This window comes from Stenotrophomonas sp. YJH_SMC_21 (assembly GCF_059369555.1).
Map to the genome: position 1 here is coordinate 160,087 of NZ_JCAFSU010000001.1, position 13,075 is coordinate 173,161.

General features: G+C 67.8%; 14 protein-coding genes. 9 read left to right on the forward strand and 5 right to left on the reverse strand.

The genetic code is table 11. The annotated features are described in order from the left end of the window. Positions 1 to 62: 62 nt before the first annotated feature. Positions 63 to 740, reverse strand: a complete 678-nt coding sequence (locus tag AC5P67_RS00705) for an SMI1/KNR4 family protein (protein WP_005411012.1) — start codon at positions 738 to 740, stop codon at positions 63 to 65. 114 nt (positions 741 to 854) lie between these two features. On the opposite strand from AC5P67_RS00705, the gene AC5P67_RS00710 reads away from it, so the two are divergent. Next, entirely contained in the window at positions 855 to 1,271 is a 417-nt protein-coding gene (locus AC5P67_RS00710) for a VOC family protein (protein WP_049403557.1), read from the forward strand. A gap of 12 nt (positions 1,272 to 1,283) precedes the next feature. Here AC5P67_RS00710 and AC5P67_RS00715 read toward each other — a convergent pair whose 3' ends face one another. Then, entirely contained in the window at positions 1,284 to 1,979 is a 696-nt protein-coding gene (locus AC5P67_RS00715; RefSeq protein ID WP_005411014.1) for a DAPG hydrolase family protein, read from the reverse strand. Positions 1,980 to 2,055: 76 nt separating this feature from the next. Between AC5P67_RS00715 and AC5P67_RS00720 the strand changes: the two genes are divergently transcribed. After that, positions 2,056 to 2,718, forward strand: a complete 663-nt coding sequence (locus AC5P67_RS00720) for a TetR/AcrR family transcriptional regulator (protein ID WP_005411015.1) — start codon at positions 2,056 to 2,058, stop codon at positions 2,716 to 2,718. A gap of 157 nt (positions 2,719 to 2,875) precedes the next feature. Here AC5P67_RS00720 and AC5P67_RS00725 read toward each other — a convergent pair whose 3' ends face one another. Further along, positions 2,876 to 3,760, reverse strand: coding sequence for a LysR family transcriptional regulator (locus AC5P67_RS00725; RefSeq protein WP_024956058.1), 885 nt, complete (start codon positions 3,758 to 3,760; stop codon positions 2,876 to 2,878). Between the two features lie 107 nt (positions 3,761 to 3,867). Between AC5P67_RS00725 and AC5P67_RS00730 the strand changes: the two genes are divergently transcribed. Further along, a complete protein-coding gene (locus AC5P67_RS00730; protein ID WP_024956059.1) occupies positions 3,868 to 4,926 on the forward strand; it encodes an NAD(P)-dependent alcohol dehydrogenase in 1,059 nt (352 codons plus the stop codon). Positions 4,927 to 5,017: 91 nt separating this feature from the next. Here the strand turns inward: AC5P67_RS00730 and AC5P67_RS00735 are convergent, their stop codons facing one another. Beyond that, positions 5,018 to 6,382 carry a glutamate--cysteine ligase gene (locus AC5P67_RS00735; RefSeq protein WP_495214262.1) on the reverse strand — a complete coding sequence of 455 codons (1,365 nt, stop codon included), beginning with the start codon at positions 6,380 to 6,382 and terminating at the stop codon, positions 5,018 to 5,020. Positions 6,383 to 6,534: 152 nt separating this feature from the next. Here AC5P67_RS00735 and AC5P67_RS00740 point away from each other — a divergent pair, with 152 nt between their 5' ends. The 3 genes from AC5P67_RS00740 to AC5P67_RS00750 all read left to right on the forward strand — a co-directional run bounded on the left by AC5P67_RS00740 (position 6,535) and on the right by AC5P67_RS00750 (position 9,708). After that, a complete protein-coding gene (locus tag AC5P67_RS00740) occupies positions 6,535 to 7,239 on the forward strand; it encodes a VIT1/CCC1 transporter family protein (protein ID WP_012481248.1) in 705 nt (234 codons plus the stop codon). Further along, the gene (locus AC5P67_RS00745; protein ID WP_005411020.1) at positions 7,236 to 8,060 is read left to right on the forward strand and encodes a helix-turn-helix transcriptional regulator; all 825 of its coding nucleotides are present in this window, start codon (positions 7,236 to 7,238) and stop codon (positions 8,058 to 8,060) included. The genes AC5P67_RS00740 and AC5P67_RS00745 overlap by 4 nt, the downstream gene beginning before the upstream one ends. A 676-nt stretch (positions 8,061 to 8,736) precedes the next feature. Next, positions 8,737 to 9,708: an MBL fold metallo-hydrolase gene (locus tag AC5P67_RS00750; RefSeq protein ID WP_111117931.1), complete on the forward strand. Its 972-nt coding sequence runs from the start codon at positions 8,737 to 8,739 to the stop codon at positions 9,706 to 9,708. 72 nt (positions 9,709 to 9,780) lie between these two features. Here the strand turns inward: AC5P67_RS00750 and yihA are convergent, their stop codons facing one another. Further along, a complete protein-coding gene (gene yihA, locus AC5P67_RS00755) occupies positions 9,781 to 10,383 on the reverse strand; it encodes a ribosome biogenesis GTP-binding protein YihA/YsxC (protein WP_005411022.1) in 603 nt (200 codons plus the stop codon). 156 nt (positions 10,384 to 10,539) lie between these two features. On the opposite strand from yihA, the gene AC5P67_RS00760 reads away from it, so the two are divergent. The 3 genes from AC5P67_RS00760 to AC5P67_RS00770 all read left to right on the forward strand — a co-directional run bounded on the left by AC5P67_RS00760 (position 10,540) and on the right by AC5P67_RS00770 (position 13,040). Further along, the gene (locus tag AC5P67_RS00760; RefSeq protein WP_005411023.1) at positions 10,540 to 11,340 is read left to right on the forward strand and encodes a c-type cytochrome; all 801 of its coding nucleotides are present in this window, start codon (positions 10,540 to 10,542) and stop codon (positions 11,338 to 11,340) included. A gap of 106 nt (positions 11,341 to 11,446) precedes the next feature. Further along, complete coding sequence (locus tag AC5P67_RS00765) at positions 11,447 to 12,097, forward strand: thiol:disulfide interchange protein DsbA/DsbL (protein ID WP_005411024.1); 651 nt, start codon at positions 11,447 to 11,449, stop codon at positions 12,095 to 12,097. A gap of 106 nt (positions 12,098 to 12,203) precedes the next feature. After that, the gene (locus tag AC5P67_RS00770) at positions 12,204 to 13,040 is read left to right on the forward strand and encodes a thiol:disulfide interchange protein DsbA/DsbL (RefSeq protein WP_005414471.1); all 837 of its coding nucleotides are present in this window, start codon (positions 12,204 to 12,206) and stop codon (positions 13,038 to 13,040) included. Positions 13,041 to 13,075 lie beyond the last annotated feature (35 nt).

The window sequence follows — 13,075 nt, forward strand, 5'->3', positions numbered from 1 at the left end:
CTGACCCCTGTTCGGCGCACAAGGCGTCAGAGCCACGCTGCGCGCGGATCCGACCCCGGCCTTCAGGCGTCCTCGCGCACGTAGGCGAACGACTCGTCCAACCGCTCGAAGCCGATCACCTCAGCGACGATGGCCTGTGCATCCTCGTCGCTGATGTTTCCTTCAGCGATATCGTCAACGCGGGCGAACAGCCGCTGCAGGGCTGCGTACTGGTCATCGCGCAGGAACGGCTGGTGGCTCTGCAGCCAGCGCCGCAGGTTGCTGGCCAGCTCGCCGTGCGACAGCAGCGTGTACGGCCCCTGGTAGTCAGCAACGGCTTCGACCATCTTGCGGAACAGGAAATCCTGATAGCTGGCCGCCAGCACATCGGCACGATCATCGTCATGCCACACCAGCACGACGGGGGGCTCGGCAAAGCCGGGCGCGTTGCTCCAGAAGCAGTAGCTGTCGCCACCGCCGGTCCGCGCAAAGGGCAGCAACTGCAGGTCAGTGCGCAGGGGATTGTAATGATCCTCCGCAGTCAACTCCTGCCACGCCTCGAGCAGCTCATCGTCCTCCAGGGGCTCATAGTCCTGGGCATACAGCAGCACCGGCGGATCCGCCTGCAGCGTCGGGAATACCACCTCGGACCATTCCGGATGTGGGGCACCCCAACTCAACCGATCCGCTGCGTGCAGCTGCTTGAACAGGGGCGGGAAGGACTGGCCGGTGGCCTGTTCGATGCCGGATAGCGCGCTCATGGATGTCCTTGTCGATGGAGACCGCCCAGCTTGCCCGAATCCGCGCAGGAGATGAACCGGCCGCAGCACGCGGCAGGACTAGACTGCGACCACCGGATGCCGCCCATCGCTGCCATGAACGCCACTGCCCACAGCTTCATCGTCAACCTCGACGTGCCCGACCTGGCCGCCGCCGAAGACTTCTACATCCGGGCCTTCGGCCTGCGCATCGGCCGCCGTCTCGGCCCGGGCGCCGTGGAGCTGCTCGGTGGGCCAACGCCGCTCTACCTGCTGCACAACGACGCCGGCAGCGCCGCCACCGAAGACGGCGACGTGCGCGACTACGAGCGCCATTGGACGCCGCTGCACCTGGATTGGGTGGTGGATGACATCGAAGCCGCGCTGGTACGTGCAGTCGCAGCCGGAGCGACGCTCGAGCAATCCGTACGCGAGCGTCGCTGGGGGCACATCGCCGTGCTGGCCGATCCGTTCGGCCACGGCTTCTGCCTGATCCAGTTCAGTGGCGAAGGCTACGACGCGCTGGTCGAATGACCGTTGCGCTGTTCACCACGGCAACGGCACCGCTTCGCCGTTGGCGCGCTCGCCGTAGTACAGCGACGGCAGCAGGCGCGAGAGGAAGCTGAACTCCGTGTAGCAGTGCTTGAGCAGGCCCAGCCCGACCGCATCGCCGGCATCGCGGTGCGGATCGGTGCTGTCCAGGCCGAGCACGAAGCGGCTGCGCAGCACACAGCCAAACGGCGTATCGCGTGCGACGTGCAGCATCTGCCCGTCGCAGGGGTCAGCGTTTGCATCCAGACGGACCTGGTCGCCGAAGCCGATTCGCGCGGCGATCACCGCCGATACATCGCCTGCATCCTGTGCCGCCTGCAGGCGCTCGGGCACCAGCAACGTGCGCGGGTCATGGAACTTCAGGCGCGCCGCCACCGGCGGAATGTCGGCCAGTGATTCCACGGCATGGATGCTGGCGCCGTGGTAGCTGCGCCCGCGCTGCCAGGCCGCGTCCCAGCCGCGATGCTCGACATGATCGACCGGATGCCACCAGCGGATGTGCTGGGTGGTCTCGAAGAAGGTGAACCACCAGTCGAGCATGCGGCCCTTGCAGCCGTGCAGATCGGTGCGCACCGCCACCAGCAGGGTGCCGTCTTCGCGGCGCTGGATGCCGGTCTCCAGGTGCATCGGTGCCGGGTCAAGCAGATCGTGGTGGTCCAGCCAGGCGCGGGCGTTCACAGCGGTATCCATCGGGGTCTCCTGCGGTGTTGGGAGTCCCGACAATACGGAAACGCTATCCGTTTCGCAATTGTCCGGATGCGGTAAGATGGGCGCAATGAACAGCACCACCGTGCCCGAGCCCACATCACCGACCCGCCGCCGCGGCCGCCCTGCGCGGCCGGAAGCCGAAGTCCGCCACGCCGTGCTGCAGGCCACGCTGGAACTGCTGCTGGCGCAGGGCTACGAGGCCACCACCATCGAAGCGGTGGCGGCGCACGCCGGGGTGGCGAAGAAGACCGTCTACCGCCACGCCAGCAACCGCGAGGAACTGGTTGGGTTGGCGGTGCGTGAGTGGACCGACGGCTTCGCGCCACAACTGCAGCGCGATGCGCGCAATGCCCAAGAGGTCGTGCCGTTGCTGCAGGACATCCTGCACGCGGTGTGCGCGCAGGCGCTGTCGGCGCAGGCGGTGCAGGTATTCCGCCTGCTGGCCACCGACTTTCCCGGCAAGGACGCGCTGCTGCAGGCCTATCTGGACAACGGCATCGAACGCGGCCGTGCGCTGCTGGCCGACTGGCTGGCGCGCCAGCAACAGCGTGGGCTGCTGCGCGAGGGTGATCCTGTTCGCATGGCGCGATTGCTGCTGGCGATGGCCGTGGCCGAGCCGCTGCGCGAACGCGTGATCGGTGTGGTGGCCGAGGATGCGCCGGTGGACGTGCACCTGCGCGACTGCGTGGCGTTGTTGGCGCCGGTGTTGCAGGCGCCGTAAGGTTGCTCCATCCACGCGTGGCGTGGATCTACCGGCCGGTCCCGATTCGTTGGTCGGCAATGGCCTGCCCCGCAATGGCCTTCCCCGGTGGGTGCCGACCGTTGGTCGGCAATGGCCTTCCACGGTGCCGACCGTTGTTCGGCACTCCTGCAGCAACTCACTCGCGCAGCATGTCCACGAACGCGCGCAGCGCTCCAGGCATCTGCCGCTGCTTCGGGTAATACAGCGCGAAGCCGGCGAACGGTTCGCTCCAGTCTTCCAGCACCGCCACCATCTGCCCCGATTCGATGTAGGGCCGTGCGGTGTCTTCCAGCACATAGGCCAGGCCGATGCCATCGAGTACCGCTCTGACCACGGTGCCCTGCTCGCACAGCGTCAGCCGCCCCGGTACATCGATCTCCAGCGCCTGCCCACCGCGCTCGAACTGCCACTTGTACAGATGCCCGCTGGCGAAGCGGAAGCGGATGCATTCGTGTGCGGCCAGGTCGCGCGGATGCTGTGGCGCCGGGCGCCGCCGCAGGTAGTCCGGCGAGCCGACAATCAAGCCACGCAGCGGTGGGCCCATCGGCACCGCCACCATGTCCTCGGGTACGAACTCGTGCAGGCGCACGCCGGCGTCGTAGCCTTCGGCAACGATATCGACCAGGCCATCGTTCTCGGTCAGCTCCACCCGCACGTCGGGATGGGCGTGCAGGAAGCGCGCCAGCCGTGGCCCCAACTGGGTCGGCACTGCGGCGCGGGTAGCATTGATACGCAGCAGGCCCGCCGGCGCGGCGCGGAACTGGTTCATCTCCTCCAGCGCGTCATTCACCTGGCCCAGCGCGGGCTGCAGGCGTTCCAGCAGGCGCTGCCCGGCCTCGGTCAGGGCCACGCTGCGGGTGGTGCGATGGAACAGGCCCACGCCCAACCGTTCCTCCAGCGCGCGGATCGCATAGCTCACCGCCGAGGTCGACAGCGCCAGCTCGGCGCCGGCACGGCGGAAGCTGCGGTGACGGGCGACCGCGGCGAACGCGGCCAGGTGGGTGAGATTGTCAGTGGCCATGATTGTGCAGTTTCACTTGATGAATCATGCCGATATCCGTGCTTCTTGCGGCTGGGTACGGGGCGTATTGTAAAACGCCTTTCGACAAACCCTGCCAAGGATTCCCCATGTCCCTCGCCCGTGGTTACGCCGCCCACTCCCATACCGACCCGCTGGTGCCCTTCGAGTTCGAACGCCGCGCGGTCGGCCCGGACGATGTGCGCATCGAGATTCTCTACAGCGGCATCTGCCACTCCGACCTGCACCAGGCCCGCGACGACTGGGGTGGCTCGATCTACCCGATGGTGCCGGGCCACGAGATCATCGGCCGGGTGACCGAAGTCGGCAGCAACGTCACCCGCTTCAAGGTCGGCGACCACGCCGGCGTCGGCTGCATGGTCGACTCCTGCCGCCACTGCGATGCCTGCGAGCACGACCTGGAGCAGTACTGCGCAGAGGGCGCGACCTGGACCTACAACGGCCGTGAACGCGAAAGCGGCGCGCCGACCTACGGCGGCTATTCCGACCACGTGGTGGTCGAACAGCGCTTCGTGGTGAAGGTGTCCGACACCCTCGACCTGAAGGCCGCCGCCCCGCTGCTGTGCGCCGGCATCACCACCTGGTCGCCGCTGCGCCACTGGAAGGTCGGCCCGGGCCAGAAGGTCGGCGTGATCGGCCTCGGTGGCCTCGGCCACATGGGCGTGAAGTTCGCCAAGGCACTCGGCGCGCACGTGGTGATGATCACCACCACGCCGGAAAAGGGTGCCGACGCCAAGCGCCTGGGCGCCGATGAGGTGCTGGTCTCGCGCGATGCCGCGCAGATGAAGGCGCACGCTGGCAGCTTCGACTTCCTGCTCAACACCATCCCTGTTGGCCATGACACCAACCCGTACATGGGCCTGCTCAAGCGTGAAGCCACCATGTGCCTGGTCGGCGTGCTGACCGAACTGGACCCGCCGCTGACCGGTGGCAGCGTGATCTTCGGCCGCAAGCACCTGACCGGCTCGGCGATCGGCGGCATGGCCGAAACCCAGGAAATGATGGACTTCTGTGCCGAGCACGGCATCGTCAGCGACGTCGAGATGATCGACATCAAGAACGTCAATGAAGCCTGGGAACGCATGGCAAAGAACGATGTGCGCTACCGCTTCGTGATCGACATGGCGACGATGAAGAACGCGGCCTGATCCAGGGCAGATGCGAAAAAGAAAAACCCCGGCAATGCCGGGGTTTTTCTTCTGGTAGTGCCGGCCGCTGGCCGGCACCCCCGCATGGCGATCAGTACGCGAACTCGCGGAACACCGGATCGACGTCGCCGTGCCAGCGGCCATGGAACAGCGCCAGCTTGCGCTCGGCCGGGGTCAGCCCGGATTCGACGATCTCCTGCAGCACGTCCAGGAACTTGCTCTCGTCCTGGCCGTCGGCATTGCGCGCCGCGCGGCGCTTGAGGCCTTCGACGGAAATCTTCACGGCTTCGCGGGCCAGGTCGCGCACCGTGCCATTGCGGAACGGCAGGCTCATCGCATGCTTCGGCACGCCGTCGCGCAGTGCATGGCGCTCGGCCAGGGTGAAGTCACGCACCAGGTCCCAGGCGGCATCCAGTGCGGTGTCGTCGTACAGCAGCCCGACCCAGAACGCCGGCAGCGCACACAGGCGGCTCCACGGACCACCATCGGCGCCGCGCATTTCCAGATACTTCTTCAGGCGCACTTCCGGGAACGCGGTGGTCATGTGGTCCGACCAGTCGCGCAGCGTCGGCAGCGCGCCCGGCAGCACCGGCAGCCTGGCCTGCATGAAATCGCGGAAGCTCTGCCCGCTGGCGTCGTGGTAGATGCCATCGCGGTAGGAGAAATACATCGGCACGTCGAGCAGGTAATCGACATAGCGCTCGTAACCGAAGCCATCCTCGAACACGAAGTCGAGCATGCCGGTGCGGTCAGCGTCGGTGTCGGTCCAGATGTGCGAGCGGTAGCTCAGGTAGCCGTTGGGCTTGCCTTCGGTGAACGGCGAATCAGCGAACAGCGCGGTGGCAATCGGCTGCAGCGCCAGCGATACGCGGAACTTCTTCACCATGTCCGCTTCGGTGGCGTAGTCCAGGTTCACCTGTACCGTGCAGGTGCGGGTCATCATGTCCAGGCCGAGCGAACCGACCTTGGGCATGTACGAACGCATGATCCTGTAGCGGCCCTTGGGCATCCAGGGCATCTCGTCGCGCTTCCACTTCGGCTGGAAGCCCATGCCGAGGAAACCCAGCTGCAGTTCGCCGGCCACCTGCGCCACTTCGTTGAGGTGGGTGCCGGTCTCCACGCAGGTCTGGTGGATGGTCTCCAGCGCCGCGCCGGACAGTTCCAGCTGGCCGGCCGGTTCCAGCGTCACCGAGGCGCCATCGCGCAGCAGGGCGATCGTGTTGCCGTTCTCCTGCACCGGCTCCCAGCCGAAGCGGACCAGGCCGTTGAGCAGCGCTTCGATGCCGCGCTCGCCTTCGAAGGTCGGCGGGCGCAGGTCATCCAGGCGGAACCCGAACTTCTCGTGCTCGGTGCCGATGCGCCACTGCGCGCGGGGCTTCTCGCCGGAGGCGATCACCTCCACCAGCTGCGAGCGGTCGGTAATGGGGGTATCGGCGACGTGGCTGGGGCTCGACAAGGGAAAGGCTCGCTGGACGGTGGCGGGGGATGTGGGGCTCGCGGCCTTCCATCGCAAGGGCGCACTATAGCGTGGCACCCCGTTGCGTCATGCGACGGTGACGGGTTTCAGCATCCTACCGACGCCCTCTTGACCCTCGTACACTCAGAGCCATGAGCCGCCATTCACGACACCCCGAACTGCATCGCTCCGAGCGCGTCGGCTGGCTGCGAGCCGCCGTGCTGGGCGCCAACGATGGCATCGTCTCGGTGGCTGGCCTGGTGGTCGGCGTGGCCGCCAGCGGCGCCTCGGCTGCGACCATCCTGGCCACCGGCGTGGCAGGTACCGTGGCCGGCGCGATGTCGATGGCGGCGGGCGAATATGTCTCGGTGCAGACCCAGGCCGACACCGAAGCGGCCGACCTGGCAATGGAAAAGCGCGAGCTGCGCGACGATCCGCACAGCGAACTGGAGGAGCTGGCCGCGATCTACCGCCACCGCGGCCTGGAGCCTGCGCTGGCGCGGCAGGTGGCCGAACAGCTCACCGCCCACGATGCGCTGGGTGCCCACGCCCGCGACGAACTGGGCATCACCGATACCCTGCGCGCCCGCCCGCTGCAGGCAGCGCTGGCCTCGGCCGGTGCGTTCACCTGCGGTGCGGCGCTGCCAGTGCTGACCGCCCTGCTGGCGCCGGTCGACAAGGTCGCACTGATGACCACGGCCAGTACCCTGCTCGGCCTGTGCCTGACCGGCGCGGTGGCAGCCCAGGCCGGCGGCGCCCCGCCGGTACGCGGCGCAATACGGGTGATGTTCTGGGGTGCACTGGCAATGGCCGCCGCTGCAGGCGTCGGTCGCCTGTTCGGCGCCCAGGTGACATGACCGGCATGCTGCCGCCAGTTACCGCACTGCTGGCCGAGATGGCCAGTCTGGCCGGCTGCGCACGCGCCGAAGGTTATGCGTGCATCACCGCTCGGCGCGAACATGGCGCCAGCTCGGTGGAGATTCCGCAACCGCAGTTCGCGATCCTGCTGGAAGGCCGCAAGCAGGTGCGTACCGCGCACCAGTCGCTGGAGTTCATCCCCGGCGACATCCTGCTGCTGACCCAGCGCTGCCGCATCGATGTGGTCAACACCCCCGACCCACGCAGTGGCCGCTACCTCAGCGCCATCGTGCCGCTGTGTGCCGAAGTGCTGGCGGCCGCTCGCACACTGTGGAGCGAGGAGCTTCCCGCGCCAGGCCAGGCGATGGCGCGACTGCCGTTGATCGATCATGGCGCGGTGCTGCGCCAGTGGCGGCAATCGCTGCAGGACGGCCGTTACAGCGAAGCGCGGCTGGCCCTGGCCTCGCTGGTACTGACCTTGTGCCGGCAGGGCCACGGCAACCTGCTGCTGCCGCAGGCACCGAGCCTGGGCGAACAGATCCGCGACCGCATCGCCGCCGAACCGGCCCGCGACTGGCAATCGCGCGATGTGGAAGAACAGTTCGCGTTGAGCGGCGCGACACTGCGCCGCCGTCTTGCCGCCGAGGACACCAGCCTGCGCCAGCTGCTCACCGAGGCACGGCTGGCGCATGGCATGCAGCTGCTCTACACCACGGACCTGCCGTTGAAGACCGTGGCAGCGCGCGCGGGCTACCGGTCTGCGGCGAGTTTCAGCAAGCGCTTCGCCGAGCAGTACGGACTGGCTCCCACAGACATTTGAAGGGTTTCGGCAGGGCTTGCAGCCCTGCACCCGCCGAAGCGAGAGCAAGAGCCGGAGCAACAGCAACAGCAACAGCGTGCATTCCGTGGGATGGCGGGGCGGTGTGGGTGGGCAGGACACGCCGTAAACCCGTCCCTGGGGGCTCGATGGCGCCATCCATGGCGCCAACGGTCCTGCCCACCCACACCGCCCCACCTTCGACAGGTTCACTCGGCTGTTGGCAACTGCGGCTTTGTTCCGCGCGGCTGTTGGTAGGTGTCGACCTTGGTCGACACATCTGTCACATATCGAATGAGTCATCCACGCATGGCGTGGATCTACTGTATCGACCAAGGTCGACACCCACCGGGGCAATACGTCGTTCCAACAGATCGCGGAAAACTGTCGAAGGCGGGGTGGGTCCGGTTGCGGGGGCGTGAGCCGCATGGATGCGGCGACCGAGCTACATGGATGTACTTGCAGCGTCCCCCGCAACCGGACCCACCCCGCCATCCCACAGGAAACCAGTTTTTGACGTTGCTTTGGCTGCGGCCGTTGCCTCTGCGGGTGCAGGGCGCAGCCCTGCAGACAACACCCCCTCCCTGAGCATTCCGCGCAGTGGTTTGAGCGCCGTGCACACGCCGGCCACGGCACGCTATGCGGCAACGGAACCGCCCGTCATCCACCGAGAACCGCCATGACCCTGCGTCACCTGCCGCTGCGCGGCGCCCTGCTGCTGGCCCTGTCGTCCCTGCCGCTGGCCGCGCTGGCCGAGGCCACTTCGCCCGCCCCCACCCAGCAGGTGCCCGGCGTCTATCACCAGCGCGTCGGTGCGCTGCAGGTCACCGCCCTGTTCGACGGCGTGGTCGCGCTGGGCCGGCAGGAAGTGGTGGACGTGCCGCCGACGCTGGTCAGCCGCCTGCTGGAAGGCCGTTACGTGCCGGAAGACAAGAAGGGCCTGCAGACCGCGATCAATGCGTTCCTGATCCGCCAGGGCAACCACCTGACCCTGGTCGACACCGGCACCGCGCAGTGCTTCGGACCCGGCCTGGGCCAGGTGCTGGGCAATCTGCGCGCCTCCGGCGTGGACCCGGCCGAGGTAGATGAGGTGCTGCTGACCCACGCCCATCCGGACCACCTGTGCGGCGTACTCGACGCGCAGGGCAAGCCGGCCTATCCCAATGCCACGGTGTGGCTGTCCAAGGCCGATGCCGATTACTGGCTCAACCCGGCCAGCGAGGGCACCGCGCCAAAGGGCGTGCGCTTCGCCTTCCCGCTGGCACGCAATGCGGTCGCGCCATACCAGGCCAGCGGCCACCTGCGCACCTTCAGCCCCGGCGACGCCCTGCCCGGCGGCGCGGTGGCGATGGACACCCATGGCCATACGCCCGGCCATGTCTCTTACCGGTTCGACAGCCAGGGCCAGTCACTGCTGGTATGGGGTGATGTGCTGCACTTCCATGCGGTGCAGTTCGCGCACCCGGAGGCGGCATTCGAGGCCGATTCGGACCGCACAGCGGCCATCGCCAGCCGTCGCGGGCTGCTGCAGCAGGCCACCGCCAACGGCTGGTGGGTGGCCGGTGCGCACCTGCCCTTCCCAGGCCTGGGCCATGTGCGTGGCGAGGGCAAGGCCTATGCGTGGGTGCCGGCGGAGTATTCGCCGTTGTGAGGGTGTGCCGACCAAGGTCGGCACCCACCGATCGGGTAGCGCCCGGCTGCCAGCCGGGCGACCGGAAATGCCTTATTCCAGCCCCAGCCAGCCGCCGATCACGCCGCGGGCTTCGTCCACGCCGGTACGGTCTTCGCCGGAGAACACCTGCACGCTGACGCTGTCGCCGTAGGCCGATTGCAGTTCCTTGCGCACCTTCTGCAGGGACTGCATCTGCTGGCTGCGGCTGAGCTTGTCGGCCTTGGTCAGGAGGGCGTGCGCCGGCAGGCCGCGCTGCACGGCGTAGGACAGCATCTGCCGGTCGTAGTCCTTCAGCGGATGGCGGATGTCCATCACCACCACCAGCCCCTTCAGGGCTTCGCGGGTGCGGAAATACTTGTCGATGAAGGCCTGCCAGTGCGCCTGCAGGTCCAGCGGCACCTTTGCATAGCCATAACCTGGCAGGTCGACCAGATGCGCTTCCGGGGTGACCTGGAAGAACACCAGCTGCTGGGTACGGCCAGGGGTCTTGGAGACACGGGCCAGGGCGTTCTGGCGGGTCAGCGCGTTCAGCGCACTGGACTTGCCGGCGTTGGAGCGGCCGGCGAAGGCCACTTCGGCCCCTTCGTCGGGCGGCAGTTGCCGCACGTTGTGGGCCGAAAGGTGGTAACGGGCGCGTTCGATGAGCAATGACATGTGCCTAGGATCGCATGTTGCGGCGCCGCGCGCCCGTGCCGGCGGCCCCTGCGGGCATTTTGCTGCACTGCTGCGTTGACCGTGCGCGGAAACGGCGTTGATAATCCGGGCGATGCCGGCGGCCACCGCCCGGCCCGGTCCATACGGAGCTTCAGCATGCGCCACGCTCGCGTTCTTGCCGTATCCGCCCTTGCCACTGCTGTAGTCGTTGCCGCTGCTGCGTTCGCGCAGACCACGTTGACCCCGCTGCCCGACAACGGGCCGATCAACACCGCCTCGCTGGAGGTGGATTTCAGCAAGACCCACTGGGGCGATGCCAAGGCCGGCCAGACCAAGGCCTCGGCCTGCGCGGCCTGCCATGGCGCCGACGGCAATTCCACGGTGGAGATGTACCCGTCCATCGCCGGCCAGAGCGAACGCTACGTCGCCCAGCAGATGGCCCTGATCGCCAATGGGCAGCGCAGCTCCGGTGCGGCGGTGGCGATGGTGCCGTTCGTGCAGAATCTCACCCCGCAGGACATGCGCGACATCGGCGCGTTCTTCGCCACGCAGAAGGCCACCGCCGGCATCGCCGATGACACGGCAGTCACCGACGGCCCGTACAAGGGCATGAAGTTCTACGAGATCGGCCAGCAGCTGTACCGTGGCGGCGACGCCAAGCGCGGCCTGCCGGCCTGCATGGCGTGCCACGGCCCCAGCGGTGCCGGTAATCCGGGTCCGGCCTATCCGCACATCGGTGGTCAGCACGCCAGCTATGTCGCGCGCCGCCTGCAGGAATACCAGGCCGGCCAGACCAACGAGACCGACAAGGCCCACTTCCAGATCATGGCGACAGTCGCGCAGAAGCTGAGCGAGCAGGAGGTGCAGGCGCTGTCGAGCTACCTGCAGGGCCTGCACAACAAGGCCGACGATGTGGCCACTGCCCCCCCGTCGGCGCAACCGGCTGCCGCCCCCTGACCACCACTGGTCGGCCCGGGCCGCCACCACGGCCCGCGCCTGCGGTATGTTTCCTTCACGCCGGCGACCGCGCCGGCGTTGCTTTTTTCAACGGAGATGCGTGTCGATGAGGTTGATTTCCCGCCTGCTGTTGTCCGTGCTGGTGCTGCTGCCGCTGGCAGCCTGCGCCGCTACCCCCGCCAATGCCCCGCTGGTCGAGGGCAAAGACTACGAGCGCATCGCCCAGCCGGGCCCGTTCCAGCCGCTGGCCGGCAAGATCGAGGTGGTCGAGGTCTTCGGCTACACCTGCCCGCATTGCGCCCACTTCGAACCGCAGCTGGAAGCCTGGGCGGCCAAGCTGCCGGCCGACGTGCGCTTCACCCCGGTCCCGGCTGCCTTCGGTGGCGCCTGGGATGCCTGGGCACTTGCCTACTACGCCGCCGACGAGGTCGGCGTGGCCAAGCGCAGCCACGCTGCCGTGTTCAAGGCCCTGCACGAGCAGGGATCGCTGCCGATGCAGAACGTCTCGGCCGATGAGCTCGCCACCTTCTACAAGGCGTATGGCGTGACCCCGGACCGTTACCTGCAGGCCCTGCGCGGCGACGCCGTACAGAAGAAGGTCGATGCCGCGCGCGCGTTCGCCCAGCGCACCAGGATCCCGGGGACCCCGGCGCTGATCATCAACGGCCAGTACCTGGTGCGTGGCAACAGCTTCGACGACCAGCTGCGCATCGCCTCGGCGCTGATCGCCCAGGCCCGCGCTGCCCGCGGCCGCTGAACCAACACCCACCACCGACACGGCGCTGTCGCCGCCGCATGTCATCATTTCCCTCTGGCCGGCGCCTGGCGCCGGCCCCACCATTCCAGATGCTGGAGACGTTTCCATGAAGATCCGTTACGCCCTCGCCCTCGCAGCGCTGCTGCCGATCCTGGCTGCCTGCAAGGCTGATGACGGCAGCACCAACACCACCGCGGCCCCGGCCGAACCGGCTGCAGCCCCGGCAGCCACCACCGAACCGGCTGCTGCGCCGGCGGCGGGCAGCGAAGGCGCCGCGCCGGCTGCCGCTGAAGGCGAGAAGGCCCCGGCCGAAGCGGCTCCGGCCACCGCACCGGCCCCGACCACCGCCGCACTGACCGGCCCGGCCCCGGTGGAAGGTGCCGACTACCAGGTGATCCCGAACGGCCAGCCGTTCCAGCCGGCCACCGGCAAGATCGAAGTGACCGAGATCTTCGGCTACGTCTGCCCGGCCTGCGCCGCATTCCAGCCGCTGGTCGGCCCGTGGAAGGCCGGCCTGCCGAGCGACGTGAACTTCGTCTACGTGCCGGCCATGTTCGGCGGCACCTGGGATGACTACGCCCGTGCCTTCTACGCAGCGCAGACCCTGGGCGTGCAGGAGAAGACCCACGAAGCGTTGTACGCCGCCATCCACTCGCAGAAGACCCTGAAGGGCGAGCGCGGCCGTGATTCGGTGGAAGACATCGCCAAGTTCTACGGTGCCTACGGCGTGGATCCGAAGCAGTTCGCCGCCACCATGGGCAGCTTCGCGGTGAATGCCAAGACCAACTCGGCCAAGCAGTTCGCGCAGCGCAGCCAGATCAGCGGCACCCCGTCGATCATCGTCAACGGCAAGTACCTGGTGAAGGGCAAGAGCTTCCCGGACATGCTGCGCATCGCCGACCACCTGATCGCCCGCGAACGCGGTGCGGCCCAGGCTCACTGATCCAAGAGAAGCGTTTCCCGGCCGTGAATTCCCCC